Raw genomic sequence first — 17,350 nt, forward strand, 5'->3', positions numbered from 1 at the left:
CACACCTATTGCCGGCCACGGCCGGCTTTGGCGGCCTTCTCGCCGGCGACCACCATGCAGGTATTGCCGGGCTGTACGCGGCCGAATTGCCGGATCGCGTACACGACGCCGGAATCGCGGAACAACAACTCGGCCGGCGCCTTATGCGGCGCGGTGAGGAAATGGATCCGCCCGGCCAGGTCGCCGGCCCGGACCGCCTGGCCCAGGCGGGCGGCGGGCTCGAAGATTCCCTGCTCCGAGGCGATCACGTAGGCCTGCGCGCCGCTGATCTCGCTGTAGGCCCGCTCCGGGGCAGCCGCGGCCGCCTGGCGCGCATCCGCCAGCACGCCCCACAGGTCCAGCACCCGCCGCGTCCCGGCCCGGCACAATTCGGCGGCCTCCGGGTTGACCAGGCCGCCGCCCGCCATTTCGGTGCTGACGCAGGTCAGCCCCGCCGCCATGGCCGCAGTCACGCAGAGCCGCCGGTCGCCCAGGTTGTCCATCACCACGCACATCGGCGCCCCGAACGCCGCCGCGGCATCCAGGCAGCGCCGGAACTGGGCCGGGTCGGCGCTGGGCATGACAATGGTGCTGGGCACGATGTTCAAGGAAGACCCGCCCGAATGCAGGCTGAGAAAGGCGTCCGCGCGCGGAATCAGCTCGTCGTTGACGAACGCGGCGATCTGGTCGGTCAGGGTGCCGGCGTGGTCGCCGGGAAACACCCGGTTCATGTTCTTGCCGTCGACCGGCGAGGTGCGCCGGCCCGCATCGACCGCGGGCGCATTGATCGCTGGAATGATGATCAGGCGGCCTTGCACCTGGTCCGCCCGCAGCGCGCGGATGAGCTCGCCAAGCACGATCGGCCCTTCATATTCATCGCCATGGTTGCCGCCCTCGAGCAGCACGGTGGGGCCGGCCCCGTTGGCCACCACGGCGATCGGCACCCGCACCGTGCCCCATGCGTCGTCGTGCGGCGAATGCGGAAAGTACACATAGCCGGCCTGCTTGCCGGGCCGGTCCAGTTCGACGTCGCTGAAGTACGTGGCCAGTTCCCGATTCGCGGCCGGCCTATGCTGGCCCGACATAGATCGGAGCTCGCGAGACACGGCAGCTTGACCGTTCATCGTCATACCCCTTGGTTTTCCCGGTGATATGAATGATGCTAGGACCGGCGCAAGCGAAGCCGCAAATGCTACTTTGCTATAGAGCCTATACTTTTTAGGCATATGCCGGCACACGGGGCGGACGTGGAACTCAAGCAGCTACGGTATTTTCTGCAAGTATGCGATGCGGGCAGCATCGCCGGGGCCGCGCGCACCCTGCACATTGCGCAACCCGCCCTGTCCCGCCACATCGCCTCGCTGGAGCACCAGCTCGGCACCAGGCTGCTGGTGCGCCTGCCCGGCGGCGTCGTGCCGACCCGGCCCGGACAGGAACTGCAAGCGCTCGCGCGCGATATCCTGGCGCGCACGCTGGCGCTCGGCGAACAACTCAAGATCGCCTCGCACGGCGTGACCGGCCGCATCCGCGTCGGCATCATGCCCGGATACAGCGCCATGCCGCAGCTCGCCGCCACCGTCGCGCGGCTGCGCCAGCAGGCGCCGGAGCTGGAAATACACGTCGAGGCGTTCCGCTCCAGCGAACTGCTGAGCCTGCTCAAGCGGCGCAAGATCGACATCTGCCTGGCCGCCTGGCGCTCGCCGTTCGACGCCAGCTTCCTGGGCACCGGCGTATGCGAGGAAACCATGGGCATCGCCCTGCCCGGCCATTGGCCGCAGGCGCGCCAGCGCAGGGCGCTGACGATGCGCGACCTGGCGCGGCAGCCGATGATCATGTTCCCCAGGGAAGCCTCGCCCGTACACTACGACAAAGTGGTCGACGCCTGCCTGTCCGCCGGCTTCGATCCGCGCCATTGCCGCCTCTCGGCGGCCGACATCCAGGCCATGCTGGGCATGGTATGCGCGGGACTGGGCTACGCCATCGCGCCCATGTCCTTCAGCCGGCAATGGGGCCCCGACGTCGCCTTTTGCGCCGCCAAAGACTTGAAGATCAGCTTCACGCTGGAACTGGTGCGCATGGCCGACGACCACGATCCATTGATCGACCGCTTCCTGGCCGCCTGGTGGATGCCCGCGCCGGCCGGCGCATGAACCGGCCCTAGAAGCCCAGCAGGATCGCCGCCCCGGCCGCCGCCAGCCCCGTCGCGACCACGCCCAGCACCAGCGCCGCCAGCTCCGCCGCGCGGAACGAGCGCGCCACCATGGCCAGCGATGGCAGGCTGATGGGCGGCAGCGTCATCAACAGCGCGGCCGCCGGGCCGGCGGCCATGCCCAGCGACAGCATGGCCTGGACAATCGGCACTTCGCCGGCGGTGGGAATGACGAACAGCGTCCCGGCCACCGCCAGCCCGAGGACCCACCCGATATGGTTGTCGACGTCCGGTCCGATCTGCGGAAACAGCCAGGCCCGGGCGGCGCCCAGCAGCAGCACCAGCACGATGTACTCGGGCACCAGCCGCAGCGCCATGCGCGCGCACAGCGACAGCCAGCGCCTGAAGGGATGGGGCTCGTCGAGCCCGGCGGCCTGCGCCTGGGCCTGCAAAGCGGCCATCTGCCCGGCGTCGAAGCCGCGCTGGCCGCCGCGGCTCATGCGGTTCAGCAGCCAGCCCAGGCCGAACACCAGCACCAGGCCCAGCGCCAGGCGCAGCCCCATCCACTGCCAGCCCAGCACGAATCCCATGAAGACCAGCGTGGCGGGATTGAGCATGGTGTTGCCGAGCCAGAACGCCACCGCGCTGCCCGGCGCCGCCTGGCATTTGCGCAACCCGGCGACCACCGGCGCGGCGCAGCAGGTGCACATCATGGCCGGCACGGACAACAGGCCGCCGGCCACCACGCTGCCCAGGCCCGTGCCGCCCAGCGCGCGGGTGATCCAGCGGCGCGGCAGCAACGCCTGCACCGCCGAACCCAGCAGCAGGCCCAGCACCATGGCCTGCCAGATCGCCTTGCCGTAGGCCAGCGCATACTGCAGCGCCGCGTCCAGCGAGGCCGCCGGCGGCTGCGCCGCGGCGCCCGTCAGGATGGACGAACCGATGGAATGGGTTTCGGCGGCCACGAAGGCGCGGTGATAGTACGGCGACCACTTCACGTAGTAGAGGCCGATGGCGGCGAGCGCCAGGAAAACGACGATGCCCAGCGCGGGATGCGCCAGGCGCCGCGGCTCGGAAGCTGGGGTCATGGATATGCGCGGGAAAACAAGCGGGCGTCGGGATTGTAGACCCGGCCCGCCCCCCTTGCCGCCTTCAGGCGGCCGGCCGGCGCGCCGCCGCCAGGAACGCCAGCGCGGCGCGATAAGACCCGGCGTTGCCGGCGGCATTGGCCGCCGGGGTGCCGCCGGCGTCCAGCAGCAGCCCCGACATGGCGTGCGGCTTGCTGATCAAGGTGGCCGGCAGGTGCGGATAGTGCACATGGTGCCCGGCCCCGGCGCAGACGAAATGCTCGGTGGGCAGGCCTTCGGCCTGGCGCCGCCGCATGACCAGTTCCGCGTAGGCGGTGCTGGGCCAGAAGCCGTCGTCGGACGCGCTGACCAGCAGCATGGGGCCGCCGAAGCGCTCCACCGGGATGCGCGCGCGCTCGAACGCCGTCCGGTCGCGCGTGGCCGACAGGAACGCGCGGCTCTGCCGGTATGGCGGGTCGCACGCATAGGCGGCGTCCCAGTCGCCCAGCGCATTGTCCTGCCACAGGTGCGGCAGGGGCTCGCCCCGCAGCGTCCAGACCTGGGCGTTGCGCCCGCTGCCCGGCTCGCCCGCGCTGACCACGCCATGCATGACCGGCGACGGCACGTAGGCCAGTACCGCGGAGACCAGTTCCGGATACTGCGAGGCCACCAGCAGCGCGGCCTCGCCGCCGCGGCTGATGCCGGACAGCGCCACGAAACCGTCGCGCGGGCGCAGTTGTTCGCGGCTCCATAGCAAGGCCTGCTCGAAATATTCCAGTGGCATGCAGTTGAGATACCGGGGCCGCCCTTCGTAATTGAAAATGGCCAGGGCCAGGCATTGGTAGCCGTGCGCGGCGAACAGCGCGGCGCGCGGCGCATTGACGCCGCCGGAAGAGCCGTTCATGTAGATCACCAGGGGATGCGGGCCGGCCCCGGCGGGCGTGTACAGCTCGCCGGACAGGGACATGCCGCCCCGTTGCGCGCGCACGGCCTCGTGCCGCACGCCGGGCGCGAGGAATTCCTGCACCAGCGTCGCCCCCGCCCGGCGCTCGCCGTCGCTGGCTTCGATGTGGATCTCCAGCGCGTCGGTGCGATCGGGCGGGAATACCACGCGGTTCACGTCGTCGCAACGCATGGACCAGACGATGCCCATGGCGGACGGCTCGGCATAGTCGCCTTCGACCGGGCTGGCGCGGCGCAGGTCCAGGCTGCCGTCGTGGTCGGCCAGGAACGCCGCGCGCGAACGCCATGCCATGCCGCACATCTGCATGGCGGCCGTCACCGTCACCAGGCTGTGCGCCGGGAACCCCGCGATGCGGATCTCGCGCTCGACATCGATCAGCGCCCGCGCGGGCGCCACGCTTATGCTGGGTGGCATGGGCCGGCTCTCCTCAAGTCTTCAGGTCGATCCGGGGCAGCTTGTTGGCCTCGATGACCTTGGCCCACATGGCCGACTCCTGCGCGATCACCTTGTCCAGTTCCGCCCCTGGCGTATACACCACCGTGACGCCCTGCTCCGCGAACTGGCGCACCAGCCCGGGATCGCGCGCGCCCTCGCCAACGGCTTTTTCGAGGGTGCGCACCACATCGTCGGGCATGCCGGCGGGGCCGGAGATCATCATGCGCGTATACAGCTCGAAATCGTCCAGCCCGGCTTCCCGCATGGTCGGCACATCCGGCAGGCTGCTCAGCCGCTGGTCCGCCGTCACGGCCAATGCCTTCAGCTTGCCGGCGCGGATATGCGCCAGCGCCGACGTCGGGAAGTCGAACGTGCTCTGCACCGTGCCCGCCATCAGGTCCAGCAGGGCCGGCCCGCTGCCTTTGTAGGGCACGTCCTGGAATTGCGTGCCGGTGCGCGACTGGAAGTGCAGCAGCGCCAGGTGATTGATGATGCCGCGCCCGGCATGGGCGCAAGTGATCGCGCCGGGCTTCTGCTTCGCCAGCGCAATGAACTGCTGGACATCGTCCACGCCCAGGTCGGGATGGACGATCAACAGCATTGGCGACCGGCCCATCGACCCCAACTGGCGAAAATCCGCCTGCCGGTACGGCAGGTTGTTGTACAGCAAGGGGTTGAGGATCATGCCGTTGGTGCCGGCGAACGCCAGTGTGTAGCCGTCGGGGGCGGCGCGCGCCACCGCGACGGTCGCGATGATGGCTTGCCCGCCGGGGCGGTTCTCGACCACCACCGGGTTGTCCAGCGCCTTGGCCATGCGTTCGGCCAGGGCGCGGGCGGCGGTATCCGTCAGGCCGCCCGGGGCGAACCCCACCACCAGCCGCACCGGCCGTGACGGAAAACCAGTTTGCGCGCGGGCGGGGCGCGCCAGCAGGGGCAGCGCGGCAAAAGCGCCGAGCAAGCGGCGGCGAGAGCAGGACATGGCTTCTCCGGACGAGATATCGCGCCTGCGCGATCCCGCAGGCAGGAACTGCCTTGCAATGAATGCACTACGTTCAGCGACGGTCGACTGCGCATGCCGTGCGAGATTGATTTGTATTCTATATACAATTCTCGCCCGAAAGCCTAGTGATTACCCTTGCTTTTCCTGCACAAAGCAAGACCTCACGACTTTCGGTATACGAAGAGGGCTGAGGCTGGCGGCCCGCTTCCTGCAGCCGCCCTCACCCCGCTTCTTTTTCTTCGATCCGCTTCTCGACCCTGCGCAGCACGCCCAGGACGAACAGCGCGATCAAGGTGCTGACCACCGCGGTGGCTTCGCGCCCCATGCCGGCGGCCACGCCGATGGCCGCCGTCATCCAGATGCTGGCCGAGGTGGTCAGGCCGCGGATCTCGCGTTCGCCGCTGAGCTTGATGATGGCACCCGCCCCCAGGAAGCCGATGCCGGCGACCACGCCCTGCAGCACCCGGCTCAGGTCGCCCACCTGCATGCCGGCCTGCAGCGGCACCAGCACGAACAGCGCCGCTCCCAGCGCCACCAGCATGTGGGTGCGCAGGCCGGCGGCCTTGCCGCTGCGCTCACGCTCGTAGCCCAGCAGCCCGCCCAGCAGGAACGCCATGCCCAGGCGCAGCACGATGCGGGTGGCCTCGCCGATATCGGGAATGTCGCTGAATTCAGCGTAGACGGTGGCCCAAATCTCCTGCCAGATCGTCATGGTCGCGTCTCCTGGTTGCGGTCTTGCCCCGCGGCGGCGTGCCGGCAGGCCGTCAACTTGATTCGTACCATAGAAGGAACAGTTTGTTCCAGGGAAAGCCGGTGACCGGGACAGGATGCCACAGTTAGAATGCCTGCACCTGTCTATCTACCAGTTGGAAGATTACCCATGAACAATGCTTACCTGGACGCGCTGAAGAAGCGCCGCACCCAATACGCCCTGGGCCGCAACCTGTCCGCCTCCAAGGAGGAACTGCTGTCCCTGATCCAGGACGCGATCAAGCACAGCCCGTCGTCGTTCAATTCGCAGAGCTCGCGCGCGCTGGTGCTGTTCGGCGCCGAAAGCGAAAAACTCTGGGACATCGCCATCGAGGAAGTCCGCAAGGTCGCGCCGGCCGAAGGTTTCGACAAGACCGAAGCCAAGCTCAAGAGCTTCGCGGCCGGCGTGGGCACGGTGCTGTTCTTCGAAGACCAGGACGTGGTGCGCGGCCTGCAGGAGAAATTCGCCCTGTACGCCGACAACTTCCCGGTCTGGTCCGAACAGGCGGGCGGCATGGCCCAGTTGTCGGTGTGGTCGGCCCTGGCCAACGCCGACGTGGGCGCCAGCCTGCAGCACTACAACCCGCTGATCGACGCCGCCGTGGCGCGCGAATGGAACATTCCCGCCTGGTGGAAACTGCGCGCGCAAATGCCGTTCGGCTCCAATGAAGCCGGGTTCGGCGAAAAAGCCTTCATGGACGACGCCGAGCGCTTCCGCGTGGCGGGCTGACCGGCCGGCCGTGCCGGCGCGGCGCGCCAGGCGCCATGGCGGCACGGCCGGTTGCTCAATTGGTTTCGACCAGCCGGTTGATCTTCAAGGCCACCAGCGTGCAGACCGCGCCCGAAATCAGGTACGTGCTGGCCGCGATCAGGCCGAATTCGGTCGACAACCCCAGCGCCACCAGCGGCGCGAACGCGGCGCCGAACAGCCAGGCCATGTCGGCCGTGAGCGCCGCGCCGGTGTAGCGGAAATGCATCGAGAAATTCGATGTCACGGTGCCCGAGGCCTGGCCGTATGACAAGCCCAGCAGGGCGAAGCCGCACAGGATGAACACGTTCTCGCCCGCCGCGCCGCTGCCCAGCAGCCACGGGGCCGACAGCGCGAACAGGCCGATCAGCACCGCCAGCGTGCCCAGCGTCCTGCGGCGGCCGGCGCGGTCGGCGATCCAGCCGGAAACGAGGGTGCCGACAAAACTGATGGCGGCGCCGACGATCTGCACGCCCAGCACGCTGGCCAGCGACCGCTCGCCGCGCAGGCTGATCCACGACAGCGGAAAAATCGTCACCAGGTGGAACAAGGCGTAGCTCGCCAAGGCCGCGAAGGCGCCGATGAAGACGTTGTAGGCCTGCTCGTCGATGACCTCGGAAACCCGGATGGGCGAGAGCTCGCGCTCTTCGAGCAGGCGCGTGTACTCTTCGGTGAGCACCAGCCGCAACCGCGCGAACAGCGCCACCACGTTGATCGCGAACGCCACGAAGAACGGGTAGCGCCAGCCCCAGTCGACCAGGTCCTGGCGGCTGAGCGTGCTGAACAGGTACAGGAAAATCGCGCCGGCCAGCATGAAGCCCACCGGCGCGCCGAGCTGGCCGATCATCGCATACCAGCCGCGCCGGTCGGGCGGCGCGTTCAGCGCCAGCAGCGACGGCAGGCCGTCCCACGAGCCGCCCAGCGCGATGCCCTGCAGGCAGCGGAACAGGGCCAGCAGCACGATCGCCATCGGCCCGAGCGTCTCGTAGCCGGGCAGGAACGCCATGCCCGCCGTGGCCGTGCCCAGCATGAACAACGCCAGTGTCAGCTTCGGCCCGCGGCCCCAGCGGCGCTGCACCGCCATGAAAATCGCGGTGCCGAACGGCCGGCAGATGAACGCGAAGGAAAAGATCACGAACGACCACAGGGTGCCGTACAGCGGGGTCTCGAAAGGGAAGAAAATCTGTGGGAAGACGGCAACACAGGCGATGCCGAAGACGAAGAAATCGAAGTATTCGGATGCGCGGCCGATGACCACGCCGACCGCGATTTCCCCGGGCGCGACGTTGGAATGGCCGGCTTCGTGGGCGCCCGCCGGGTATTGCGACACGGTGCTGGACATACGTTGGCTCGCTCCGTCTGGGGTGGAAAACAGCCTTGTCGCCCGCGCGAACGCCGGCGCCCTGCAAACCGGTGCCTTCCTTTTTACTCTAGATTTTTCACATCTTCCAGAGTAGGGTTGCGAATATCCATCGTCCGGGCTGAGCTTATCTCTCAGGGGGGCTGCATGTTCGTGCCGTTCTTCAGAAAGCTGCGAGGCGCACTCATTCTTGCCGTGGCCGGCGCACTCGGCGGCTGCAGCAAGGCCGTGCTGTTGTCGCCTTCCGGCGACGTGGCGTGGCAGTTGCGCGACATCATTCTCGTGTCCACCGGCCTGATGCTGCTGATCATCGTGCCGGTCATCGCCGCCACGCTGTGGTTCGCCTGGCGCTACCGCGAAAGCAACACCGACGCCCCCTACTCGCCCGACTGGGACCACTCCACCATCCTGGAACTGCTGATCTGGGCGGCGCCGCTGCTGATCATCATCGCGCTGAGCGCGCTGACCTGGGTCAGCACCCACCAGCTCGACCCCTACCGCCCGCTGGCGCGCCTGGATGCCCAGCGTCCCATCCCGGCCGATACCCGGCCGCTCGAAGTACAGGTGGTGGCGCTCGACTGGAAATGGCTGTTCCTCTATCCCGAGCAGGGCATCGCCACGGTCAACGAACTGGCCGCCCCGGTCGACCGGCCCATCGAGTTCAAGATCACCTCGTCGACAGTGATGAACTCGTTCTTCATCCCCGCGCTGGCCGGCCAGATCTACGCCATGCCGGGCATGCAGACGCGCCTGCACGCGGTCATCAACCATCCCGGCGTCTACGACGGCTTCTCGGCCAACTACAGCGGCGCCGGCTTCTCGCAAATGCGCTTCAAGTTCCACGGCCTGTCGCAGGCGGAATTCGACCAGTGGGTGCAGGCCGGCAAGGCTTCCGGCAGCACGCTGGACCGCGCCGCCTACCTGCGCCTCGAGCAGCCCAGCGTGGCCGCGCCGGTACAGCGCTACGGCACGGTCGACCCCGGCTTGTACGGCGCCATCGTGGACCGCTGCGTGGAGCCAGGCAGCCGCTGCGTGCGCGACATGGCCGAGGCGATCTGCCGCGCGCCCAGGCAGGCCGCGCTGGAAGCACCGCCGCCCGGGCCCGCGCGCGCCATGTAGGGCCGGCCGCGCGCTCGCCCAGTTGATGCTCGACGAACGAACCTTGCGGGAACACCAAATGTCCGATCATCCAGCCACCGAGAGCCTCTTGTTCGGGCGCCTGACCTGGGACGCGATCCCGCTCCACGAGCCGATCCTGCTGGTGACCTTCGTGGTCGTCGCGCTGGGGGCCATCGCCATCCTCGGCGCCATCACCTATTACCGCCTGTGGGGCTACCTGTGGCGGGAATGGTTCACCAGCATCGACCACAAGAAAATCGGCATCATGTACGTGGTGCTGGGCCTGGTCATGCTGCTGCGCGGCTTTGCCGACGCCCTGATGATGCGGGCGCAGCAGGCCATCGCGTTCGGCGACAACCTGGGCTACCTGCCGCCGCACCACTACGACCAGATCTTCACCGCCCACGGCGTGATCATGATCTTCTTCGTCGCCATGCCGCTGGTGACCGGCCTGATGAACTACATCGTGCCGCTGCAGATCGGCGCGCGCGACGTGGCCTTTCCGTTCCTGAACAACTTCAGCTTCTGGATGACCGTCACCGGCGCCGTGCTGGTGATGATGTCCTTGTTCGTGGGCGAATTCGCGCGCACCGGCTGGCTGGCCTATCCGCCGTTGTCGGGCATCCTGCACAGTCCGGACGTGGGCGTCGACTACTACATCTGGGCATTGCAGATAGCCGGGGTGGGCACGCTGCTATCGGGGGTCAACCTGCTGGTGACCATCGTCAAGATGCGCGCGCCGGGCATGAACATGATGCGCATGCCGATCTTCACCTGGACCTCGCTGTGCACCAACATCCTGATCGTCGCCGCCTTCCCCGTGCTGACGGCCGTGCTGGCGCTGCTGGCGATGGATCGCTATGTCGGCACCAACTTCTTCACGGCCGACGGCGGCGGCAACGCGATGATGTACGTGAACCTGGTGTGGATCTGGGGCCATCCCGAGGTGTACATCCTGATCCTGCCGGCCTTCGGCATCTTCTCGGAAGTCGTGCCGACCTTCTGCCGCAAGCGGCTGTTCGGCTACGCGTCGATGGTCTATGCCACGGTTGTCATCACCGTGCTGTCCTACCTGGTCTGGCTGCACCACTTCTTCACCATGGGCTCGGGCGCCAGCGTCAACTCGTTCTTCGGCATCACCACGATGATCATCTCGATCCCCACGGGGGCCAAGGTGTTCAACTGGCTGTTCACCATGTACCGCGGCCGCATCCGCTTCGAGGTGCCGATGCTGTGGACCGTCGGCTTCATGGTCACCTTCGTGATCGGCGGCATGACCGGCGTGCTGCTGGCGGTGCCGCCGGCCGACTTCGCCCTGCACAACAGCCTGTTCCTGATCGCGCACTTCCACAACGTGATCATCGGCGGCGTGCTGTTCGGCCTGCTGGCCGGCATCACCTACTGGTTCCCCAAGGCCTTCGGCTACCGCCTCGACCCGTACTGGGGCAAGTGGTCGTTCTGGCTCTGGCTGGTGGGCTTCTACCTGGCGTTCATGCCGCTGTATGTACTCGGCCTGCTGGGCGTCACGCGCCGCATGAGCCATTTCCAGGACGCCTCGCTGCAGATCTGGTTCCAGCTCGCCGCGCTGGGCGCGCTGCTGATCGCCGGCGGCATCGCCTGCTTCATCATCCAGCTGGTGGTCAGCTTCCGGCGCCGCGAGGCCCTGCGCGACCGCACCGGCGACCCGTGGGACGGCCGCACCCTGGAATGGTCCACTGCCTCGCCGCCGCCGGTCTACAACTTCGCCTTCACGCCGCTGGTGCACGACCGCGACGCCTGGTGGCAGATGAAGCAGCTGGGCTATGCGCGGCCGGTGGACGGCTTCATTCCCATCCACATGCCGGCCAACACCTGGGCCGGCATCGTGCTGGCCGGGCTCTCGCTGGTGCTGGGCTTCGCGCTGATCTGGCACATGTGGCCGGTCGCCGCCCTCGCCTTCGCGGCGCTGATCGGCGTCACGATATTCCATACCTTCAACTACAACCGCGATTACTACGTGCCGGCCGACTACGTCGCCCGCTGCGAGGACGATCGCACCCGCTTGCTGGCTGCCCATGTCTGAACTCTCCGCTTCCGTACAGGCCGACTCCGGCCGGCAGTTCTACCTGAAGGGCGAACACCACGCGAAGAACGGCACCCTGCTGGGCTTCTGGGTGTACCTGATGAGCGACTGCCTCGTCTTCGCTTGCCTGTTCGCCACCTACGGCGTGCTGGGCCGCAACTATGACGGCGGCCCGACCGGCGCCGACCTGTTCGACTTGCCGCTGGTGGCGATCAACACCGCGCTGCTGCTGCTTTCCTCCATCACCTACGGTTTCGCGCTGCTGCAGGGCCGCAAGGGCCGGGCCGGCTCGCTGCTCGGCTGGCTGGCCGTCACCGGCCTGCTCGGCGCCGGCTTCCTGGGCCTGGAGCTCTACGAGTTCTCCCACCTGATCCACATCGGCGCCGGCCCGCAGCGCAGCGCCTTCCTGTCGTCGTTCTTCACCCTGGTCGGCACGCACGGGCTGCACGTCACCTTCGGCATCATCTGGCTGGTGGTGCTGATGGTGCAGATCCGCCTGCACGGCCTGACCATCCCCAACAAGCGCCGCCTGATGTGCCTGTCGATGTTCTGGCACTTCCTCGACGTGATCTGGATCGGCGTCTTCACCGTGGTCTACCTGATGGGAGTACTGCCATGAGCGCCCCGACGACTTCCGGCCATCAACCCCACCACGAAGAAGAAGACCCGCTGGCCCATGCCTCGCTGCACGGCTACCTGCTGGGCTTCGCACTGGCCGCGATCCTCACCGCCATTCCGTTCTTCATCGTCATGGGCGGGCTGTTCTCCAGCTCGCGGGTGACCAGCATGGTGATCCTGGCCATCGCCGCGGTCCAGGTGGTGGTGCATGTCATATACTTCCTGCACGTAGACTTCCAGGCCGAAGGCGGCTGGAACATGCTTTCCATCGTCTTCACGCTGGTGCTGCTGGTCATCACCCTCAGCGGCTCGATCTGGATCATGTACCACCTGGACCACAACATGATGCCCATGTCGCCGCAAGACATGCGAAAAATTCCTTGAACGCCCCCCACCCGACGCATTCCCCAAGCCGGCCGCGCCGCGCGGCCAAACTGATTTTCCTGGTCCTGCTGGCCGCCATCCTGTTCGTCGGGTTCTGCTCGCTGGGCGTCTGGCAGGTGCAGCGCCGCGCCTGGAAGCTGGAACTGATCTCGCAGGTCGAGCAGCGCGCCCACCTGCCCGCGGTCGAGGCGCCCGGCCCGGCGCAATGGCCGGCCCTCAGCCGCGGCGGCGACGAATACCGCCCCGTCCGCGCCACCGGCACCCTGCGCCACGACCGCGCAACCCTGGTCCAGGCCACCACCGACTACGGCAGCGGCTACTGGGTGATGACGCCGATGGAACTGCGCGGCGGCGGCACGGTGCTGGTCAACCGCGGCTTCGTGCTGCCGGCCTGGCGCAAGCGGCCGGCCGCGGCCGCGCCGGCCGGCGAAACCCAGGTGACCGGGCTGCTGCGCATGTCCGAGCCCGATTTCCCGTTCCTGCGTCACAACGACCCGGCCCAGGATCTCTGGTACTCGCGCGATACCCAGGCCATCGCCGCGGCGCGCGGCCTGGGCCAGGTGGCGCCCTACTTCATCGATGCCGCCAAGGGACCGCAGCCGGCGCCCGATCCCGCCGTGGCGCCGGTGCCGGGCCTGACCGTGCTGCACTTCCGCAACCACCACTTGTCGTACGCCATTACCTGGTTCGCGCTGGCGGCCATGGTGATCGTCGGCGCCGTCATCGTCGTGCGGGTCGAGCGCCGCTCCCGCTCCAGGGTGTAGCGGGCGGGCTTGCACACTCTCAGGTACAATCCACCCCCGTCGCCGGTGCGGAAAGGCAGTTCATCCCGCCCGGCATGCAGCAGTTCCGTCGGGGCGTAGCGCAGCCTGGTAGCGCATCTGCTTTGGGAGCAGAGGGTCGCGAGTTCGAATCCCGCCGCCCCGACCAATAAAATCAAAGGGTTAGCTCAGATGATGAGCTAACCCTTTGTGCTTTTGGGGAGCCAAGGGGCCAGCGCTAAGCGGAATCTTCGGCAAAGTGTTATTCCTTGCTGCGGCCCCTTTGTCAGTTAGGCTTTGGTTAGGAAAAGATTAGGTTTCCGGAAAGCCTGGGAATCCGCATAAAAAGGGCTGTCCGGCCATTTTGCCATCTTGGGTTAGGAAGGCTAGGTTTTCCCCAGCCCCTCCCGGAAACTTGTGGTGCTCGGCTTGGTGCGTCGTTGGCTATTATTGATCGCTAATGCAACCCACGGTTAAAGAGCAATGGCCATACGCCTCAGCGAGAAGTACCTCCAGCAAATTGAAGCGTGCGTCGACACCATCCAAGTCGACAATTGGATCGAGGTGTTTGAGACCGAAGCTTTCCGTGAATTGAGAGAGTCCGTCAAAAAAATACACGGCACCTACTTGACTGATGGCGATGCCGGACACCTCATTCTGAGCCGTCTAGTGGAGGTCTTCGTTGGAGAGCCGGGGCCTCGAGGTGGGGCAATAGTATGGGAAGAGAACTCAGATTTGCGAGAAAAGCTTATTGATTCTCTTCGAGATGATATCCAGTCGCTGCCCTGGACCGTGCAGGTGAATTTCCCGCTTCCCCGATTCAACCGATTCGGGGATTTCGAGATAAAGATATGCGACTCGCTATCACTACAGACGCGGCTGGCGCCTGTAAGCCCGATGCTTGAGGGGCTGAATCCTCTTATTGGCCTTGTGAGGAATCAAGGACATGCGTGGCTATGTGTCACTGTTAATGGTTATATCGATAGCTTGCATGAATCGGCTGCGGTGAGCTCCGCGATTACGCAAGCCAAGCGTTGCCTATACTTTTTTGGCGGGTTTGCTGCAGCTTCGCCGTGGGACGTCCTTCAAGCTGAAGCGTTCGCCAACGGCCCGCGCGGCAGCCAAGCCATTCGCCTTCCCCATTCGCTAGAACGGTACTTTGGCGGACTGGCCCCTGTCGAAAGCCGGCTCGCAATATATGACCATTCCGAAGGCAAAGGGCTATTAGGGGGCGCGTTCCGTCCCGCTAATACCGATGACGAGCGATGCATGGCTCTGCGCGACAATCTAGGCGTGGCGCAGAGTTTCTTCGAACGGCGCGAGCATGAGGACTTTGACGCGATAGCTGCAGCTATCGAGTGGTATATAGACTCGATAACTGCTGACAATCAGACTTTCGCCTACATCGCTGCGTGCATTGGACTGGAAGCTCTTCTAGGTTATGGAGACTCCACGGAGCGCATGGACGCCATGTCATCCCGACTAAGCGACCGCTATGGATTCCTTCTTGGGACTGGTCGCAAGCAACGCGATAGGCTGGCAGAAGAATTCAAGCAAATGCTATCTTTGAGAGGAAAGCTCGTGCATGCTCGTAGCAAGCGGCTAACGGCCGGTGAGCAGCAACAACTACATCAGGTGCAGAACATGCTTAGCAAAGTGATTGGCAAAGAAATCTCAGTTTTCATTCGTCAGTGACGTGGGCTTCGCAGATTCGGCATGGTTCGACGGTGATAGATCGCACCATCCACGCGTCATGCCTGAGTGTGCGTGTGCTACGCGGCGCGATACTTGCCCAGCAATGCCCGATTCTCCAGTGCATTGCCAAAAAGTCTCACGATTCCCATCGTTTTATCGGCAAGTTCGTCTAGATCATGCGCCCCTACTAAAGTGTCTTCACCATGTGCAATTGAGTTACGGCGCTTCAGTAGGAACACATCCACAAAATCGGGGTCGATCTCGAGTTTAGCCGGATTGATCCCGCAGACCAGACATATGTCGCAGAAGACATCGTAGTTTAGATTTGCAGTGGAAACGAGGTCGAGGTTCGCTCTGGAAAATCTAACTGTAGACGCTCCCAATATTTCGTCGATCAAGGCACAACGCTCCGCTAAGCTCGTCTTCGATCGCGACAGCGCGGCCAGCCGAGGCATGAAATGATTTCGAAGAAATTGGGGGTCTAGCTCGCCAAAACGGAGTTTGCGCATCGAAACGTGCTCAAGATACTTCTGCGCTGCAAACCGGACATAACCTTCCCAATGCGCGTAGCAAATCGTAACTAGGGCGCGTAGTAGTACGCGCTGTAAATTGGCGTCGGCGCGGAACGCCGCGGTTTTTAGGTCGGATATTTCGCGCAGTCGCCAGGTCCGATCAGATGTAAGCTGCTGGGATAGAATCTCTTCAGAATACGGTTTCGTCACGGTCTGAACCACCTCGTCCCGAATGGAACCGTTCGCTGGATGCGTGTAGTTCCGCGGAGGCCGCCTGCCGTAAATGTGCTGACTTCTGCTTGGCTCCAAAATTCTTGGGTACGTTGGCGAACGTAGGCTATCGGATCTGGTTCTTGCTGAATCAAAGGGAGGTTGTGCGCGATGCCTACTGCTATCCCTTCAAGACCTACGAGGCCCACTTTTCCAATGTGACGATTTGATGCTGCGTCAAAGCGGCGCAGCGCGTCATCACCAAGCGCCTGCTGCAGCAGATCGAAAACTTGGTTCAACAAATTCACGTCCGTCGCGGTCTCTCCGAGATGTGCGAGATCAACGATGCCCGAATCAATGTATTCTTCAACGTCCAGCGAGCCGTCGTAATCCACAAGTGAATGGACCAAGAATCGAACGGCCAGTTCCATATGCCGCTGCCGCTCCATTTGGTCTTCGCTCGTGTTCACGAGGCTAAGGAACGATTGCCGCTCGGCGGCCGCCTTGATCCCGCGAAAATACTCGGCGTTCACCATGAGCATTATGCAATTCCGCAGTTCCTGAGCATTTGCTTGCGTTCCACCGGCGTTCAGTCGCTGAAAGAGATCGAACTTGGTCTGGGTGTCGCTGGGTCGCTTAAGTATCTCAACGCCTATGCGCGCACGACGAATCGCCAACTGGTGTGGCTTGCTCAAAGGGTTTTGCTCCGCAATCGTCGCGTCTGGGATGTTTTCGGAACACTCCCAGACCGAATTGTGCAAAGACGGAAGATACTTGGTCGATTCAAGAAGCGAAGGCGGGACTAAGTTCTCGCTCTCCGGGTCTTTGAGCTTTCCCATGAACTCCAAGATGGTGGACAAGCGCTGTAGACCATCTATCAGCTCCCACTTTCCATCTTCATTTTCAAACACGAATATGGGTGGCAAGGGGATGCCCAAAAGCAAGGATTCAACGAGCCGTGACTTCTGAGTTATGTTCCATCTGAATAATCTTTGGAATTCCGGAGCAATCACAATTTCGTTTTCTTCGTACATCGTGACCACCTCGCCGATGGACATTTGATACGCGTCTGTTCTGACTTGCCGTTGAGCGGCGTTGATTTCTTGTTCAAGCATGGCCAGAGACCTCCACTAAACCGGGTGTAGTTTCCGAGACTTACCACCAGTTAAGATGTTACGGGTTGTCACGCTAAAGGATACCCCAGAACGTGTCGGAAATTGGGGGGAGTCTCCGCGATTCGAAGTGACCCAGTCAATTCCTAAGGAAATCGATGGGGCGGGGAGTCCGCCGCGAATTGTTGCGGCCAGGGCAGCCAATCGGTGAGGGCACTTAAGAGGGAAGTTAGATGGCGGCCAACGGCGTCTGCGTTTGCGCCCACCGTCCGTCCGGTCGAATTCCATTTCCTTCGCGTCGGGCCGAGCGTTGTGCAGTGCTATGTCGGTCAGTAGATTGGTCGCCATAGAAGTCTGGGTCTTCGATGGACCATCTAGGGGGCCAGAGCTTTGTGGCTGCTGGCGGCTGTTGGAAGACTTTGGCG

16 protein-coding genes and 1 tRNA gene are annotated in these 17,350 nt (G+C 64.6%); 9 read left to right on the top strand and 8 right to left on the bottom strand.

Going from position 1 to position 17,350, the window contains the following annotated elements:
• Nucleotides 1-5 precede the first annotated feature (5 nt).
• Nucleotides 6-1,064 carry a succinylglutamate desuccinylase/aspartoacylase family protein gene (locus ACKTT0_RS01020; RefSeq protein ID WP_407847391.1) on the bottom strand — a complete coding sequence of 353 codons (1,059 nt, stop codon included), beginning with the start codon at nucleotides 1,062-1,064 and terminating at the stop codon, nucleotides 6-8.
• Nucleotides 1,065-1,226: 162 nt separating this feature from the next.
• Between ACKTT0_RS01020 and ACKTT0_RS01025 the strand changes: the two genes are divergently transcribed.
• A complete protein-coding gene (locus ACKTT0_RS01025) occupies nucleotides 1,227-2,129 on the top strand; it encodes a LysR family transcriptional regulator (RefSeq protein ID WP_407847392.1) in 903 nt (300 codons plus the stop codon).
• A 7-nt stretch (nucleotides 2,130-2,136) separates the two neighbouring features.
• Here ACKTT0_RS01025 and ACKTT0_RS01030 read toward each other — a convergent pair whose 3' ends face one another.
• From ACKTT0_RS01030 to ACKTT0_RS01045, 4 genes are all read right to left on the bottom strand, one after another.
• Nucleotides 2,137-3,216, bottom strand: a complete 1,080-nt coding sequence (locus ACKTT0_RS01030) for a permease (RefSeq protein WP_407847393.1) — start codon at nucleotides 3,214-3,216, stop codon at nucleotides 2,137-2,139.
• Between the two features lie 64 nt (nucleotides 3,217-3,280).
• Nucleotides 3,281-4,573 (bottom strand): acyl-CoA thioesterase/BAAT N-terminal domain-containing protein, encoded by a 1,293-nt coding sequence (locus ACKTT0_RS01035; RefSeq protein ID WP_407847394.1) that lies wholly within the window; start codon nucleotides 4,571-4,573, stop codon nucleotides 3,281-3,283.
• Nucleotides 4,574-4,586: 13 nt separating this feature from the next.
• Complete coding sequence (locus tag ACKTT0_RS01040; protein ID WP_407847396.1) at nucleotides 4,587-5,573, bottom strand: Bug family tripartite tricarboxylate transporter substrate binding protein; 987 nt, start codon at nucleotides 5,571-5,573, stop codon at nucleotides 4,587-4,589.
• A 241-nt stretch (nucleotides 5,574-5,814) separates the two neighbouring features.
• The gene (locus ACKTT0_RS01045) at nucleotides 5,815-6,306 is read right to left on the bottom strand and encodes an MgtC/SapB family protein (RefSeq protein WP_407847397.1); all 492 of its coding nucleotides are present in this window, start codon (nucleotides 6,304-6,306) and stop codon (nucleotides 5,815-5,817) included.
• Nucleotides 6,307-6,474: 168 nt separating this feature from the next.
• On the opposite strand from ACKTT0_RS01045, the gene ACKTT0_RS01050 reads away from it, so the two are divergent.
• Nucleotides 6,475-7,074, top strand: coding sequence for a nitroreductase family protein (locus tag ACKTT0_RS01050; protein ID WP_407847399.1), 600 nt, complete (start codon nucleotides 6,475-6,477; stop codon nucleotides 7,072-7,074).
• A gap of 55 nt (nucleotides 7,075-7,129) precedes the next feature.
• Here ACKTT0_RS01050 and ACKTT0_RS01055 read toward each other — a convergent pair whose 3' ends face one another.
• Complete coding sequence (locus tag ACKTT0_RS01055; protein WP_407847401.1) at nucleotides 7,130-8,434, bottom strand: MFS transporter; 1,305 nt, start codon at nucleotides 8,432-8,434, stop codon at nucleotides 7,130-7,132.
• Nucleotides 8,435-8,599: 165 nt separating this feature from the next.
• Between ACKTT0_RS01055 and cyoA the strand changes: the two genes are divergently transcribed.
• From cyoA to ACKTT0_RS01090, 7 genes are all read left to right on the top strand, one after another.
• Nucleotides 8,600-9,571, top strand: a complete 972-nt coding sequence (gene cyoA, locus ACKTT0_RS01060; protein ID WP_407847402.1) for a ubiquinol oxidase subunit II — start codon at nucleotides 8,600-8,602, stop codon at nucleotides 9,569-9,571.
• 58 nt (nucleotides 9,572-9,629) lie between these two features.
• A complete protein-coding gene (cyoB, locus tag ACKTT0_RS01065) occupies nucleotides 9,630-11,633 on the top strand; it encodes a cytochrome o ubiquinol oxidase subunit I (protein WP_407847403.1) in 2,004 nt (667 codons plus the stop codon).
• On the top strand, nucleotides 11,626-12,252 hold the full coding sequence (gene cyoC / locus ACKTT0_RS01070) for a cytochrome o ubiquinol oxidase subunit III (protein WP_407847404.1): 627 nt from the start codon (nucleotides 11,626-11,628) through the stop codon (nucleotides 12,250-12,252). The genes cyoB and cyoC overlap by 8 nt, the downstream gene beginning before the upstream one ends.
• The gene (gene cyoD, locus ACKTT0_RS01075) at nucleotides 12,249-12,635 is read left to right on the top strand and encodes a cytochrome o ubiquinol oxidase subunit IV (protein WP_407847406.1); all 387 of its coding nucleotides are present in this window, start codon (nucleotides 12,249-12,251) and stop codon (nucleotides 12,633-12,635) included. Before cyoC ends, cyoD begins: the two co-directional genes overlap by 4 nt.
• Nucleotides 12,632-13,399: an SURF1 family protein gene (locus ACKTT0_RS01080; RefSeq protein ID WP_407847408.1), complete on the top strand. Its 768-nt coding sequence runs from the start codon at nucleotides 12,632-12,634 to the stop codon at nucleotides 13,397-13,399. The genes cyoD and ACKTT0_RS01080 overlap by 4 nt, the downstream gene beginning before the upstream one ends.
• An 89-nt stretch (nucleotides 13,400-13,488) precedes the next feature.
• Nucleotides 13,489-13,565: transfer RNA gene (locus ACKTT0_RS01085), tRNA-Pro, on the top strand.
• Between the two features lie 314 nt (nucleotides 13,566-13,879).
• Entirely contained in the window at nucleotides 13,880-15,091 is a 1,212-nt protein-coding gene (locus tag ACKTT0_RS01090; protein WP_407847410.1) for a hypothetical protein, read from the top strand.
• A gap of 77 nt (nucleotides 15,092-15,168) precedes the next feature.
• On the opposite strand, the gene ACKTT0_RS01095 is transcribed toward ACKTT0_RS01090, so the two are convergent.
• Together ACKTT0_RS01095 and ACKTT0_RS01100 are read right to left on the bottom strand one after the other, a co-directional pair.
• On the bottom strand, nucleotides 15,169-15,813 hold the full coding sequence (locus ACKTT0_RS01095; protein ID WP_407847411.1) for an MAE_28990/MAE_18760 family HEPN-like nuclease: 645 nt from the start codon (nucleotides 15,811-15,813) through the stop codon (nucleotides 15,169-15,171).
• The gene (locus ACKTT0_RS01100) at nucleotides 15,810-16,928 is read right to left on the bottom strand and encodes a DUF262 domain-containing protein (protein ID WP_407847413.1); all 1,119 of its coding nucleotides are present in this window, start codon (nucleotides 16,926-16,928) and stop codon (nucleotides 15,810-15,812) included. Before ACKTT0_RS01100 ends, ACKTT0_RS01095 begins: the two co-directional genes overlap by 4 nt.
• Nucleotides 16,929-17,350 lie beyond the last annotated feature (422 nt).

Origin of the sequence: Bordetella saccharivorans (assembly GCF_045862855.1) — a bacterium.
Taxonomy (GTDB): domain Bacteria; phylum Pseudomonadota; class Gammaproteobacteria; order Burkholderiales; family Burkholderiaceae_B; genus Bordetella_A; species Bordetella_A petrii_F.

What these genes read in the sequence shown, in the direction of transcription:
- cyoC (WP_407847404.1), top strand. Translation starts at nt 11,626, where the DNA reads ATGTCTGAACTCTCCGCTTCCGTACAGGCCGACTCCGGCCGGCAGTTC.
- ACKTT0_RS01100 (WP_407847413.1), bottom strand. Translation starts at nt 16,928, where the DNA reads ATGCTTGAACAAGAAATCAACGCCGCTCAACGGCAAGTCAGAACAGAC.
- cyoA (WP_407847402.1), top strand. Translation starts at nt 8,600, where the DNA reads ATGTTCGTGCCGTTCTTCAGAAAGCTGCGAGGCGCACTCATTCTTGCC.
- ACKTT0_RS01040 (WP_407847396.1), bottom strand. Translation starts at nt 5,573, where the DNA reads ATGTCCTGCTCTCGCCGCCGCTTGCTCGGCGCTTTTGCCGCGCTGCCC.
- cyoB (WP_407847403.1), top strand. Translation starts at nt 9,630, where the DNA reads ATGTCCGATCATCCAGCCACCGAGAGCCTCTTGTTCGGGCGCCTGACC.
- ACKTT0_RS01050 (WP_407847399.1), top strand. Translation starts at nt 6,475, where the DNA reads ATGAACAATGCTTACCTGGACGCGCTGAAGAAGCGCCGCACCCAATAC.
- cyoD (WP_407847406.1), top strand. Translation starts at nt 12,249, where the DNA reads ATGAGCGCCCCGACGACTTCCGGCCATCAACCCCACCACGAAGAAGAA.
- ACKTT0_RS01020 (WP_407847391.1), bottom strand. Translation starts at nt 1,064, where the DNA reads ATGTCGGGCCAGCATAGGCCGGCCGCGAATCGGGAACTGGCCACGTAC.
- ACKTT0_RS01045 (WP_407847397.1), bottom strand. Translation starts at nt 6,306, where the DNA reads ATGACGATCTGGCAGGAGATTTGGGCCACCGTCTACGCTGAATTCAGC.
- ACKTT0_RS01030 (WP_407847393.1), bottom strand. Translation starts at nt 3,216, where the DNA reads ATGACCCCAGCTTCCGAGCCGCGGCGCCTGGCGCATCCCGCGCTGGGC.
- ACKTT0_RS01035 (WP_407847394.1), bottom strand. Translation starts at nt 4,573, where the DNA reads ATGCCACCCAGCATAAGCGTGGCGCCCGCGCGGGCGCTGATCGATGTC.
- ACKTT0_RS01090 (WP_407847410.1), top strand. Translation starts at nt 13,880, where the DNA reads ATGGCCATACGCCTCAGCGAGAAGTACCTCCAGCAAATTGAAGCGTGC.
- ACKTT0_RS01055 (WP_407847401.1), bottom strand. Translation starts at nt 8,434, where the DNA reads ATGTCCAGCACCGTGTCGCAATACCCGGCGGGCGCCCACGAAGCCGGC.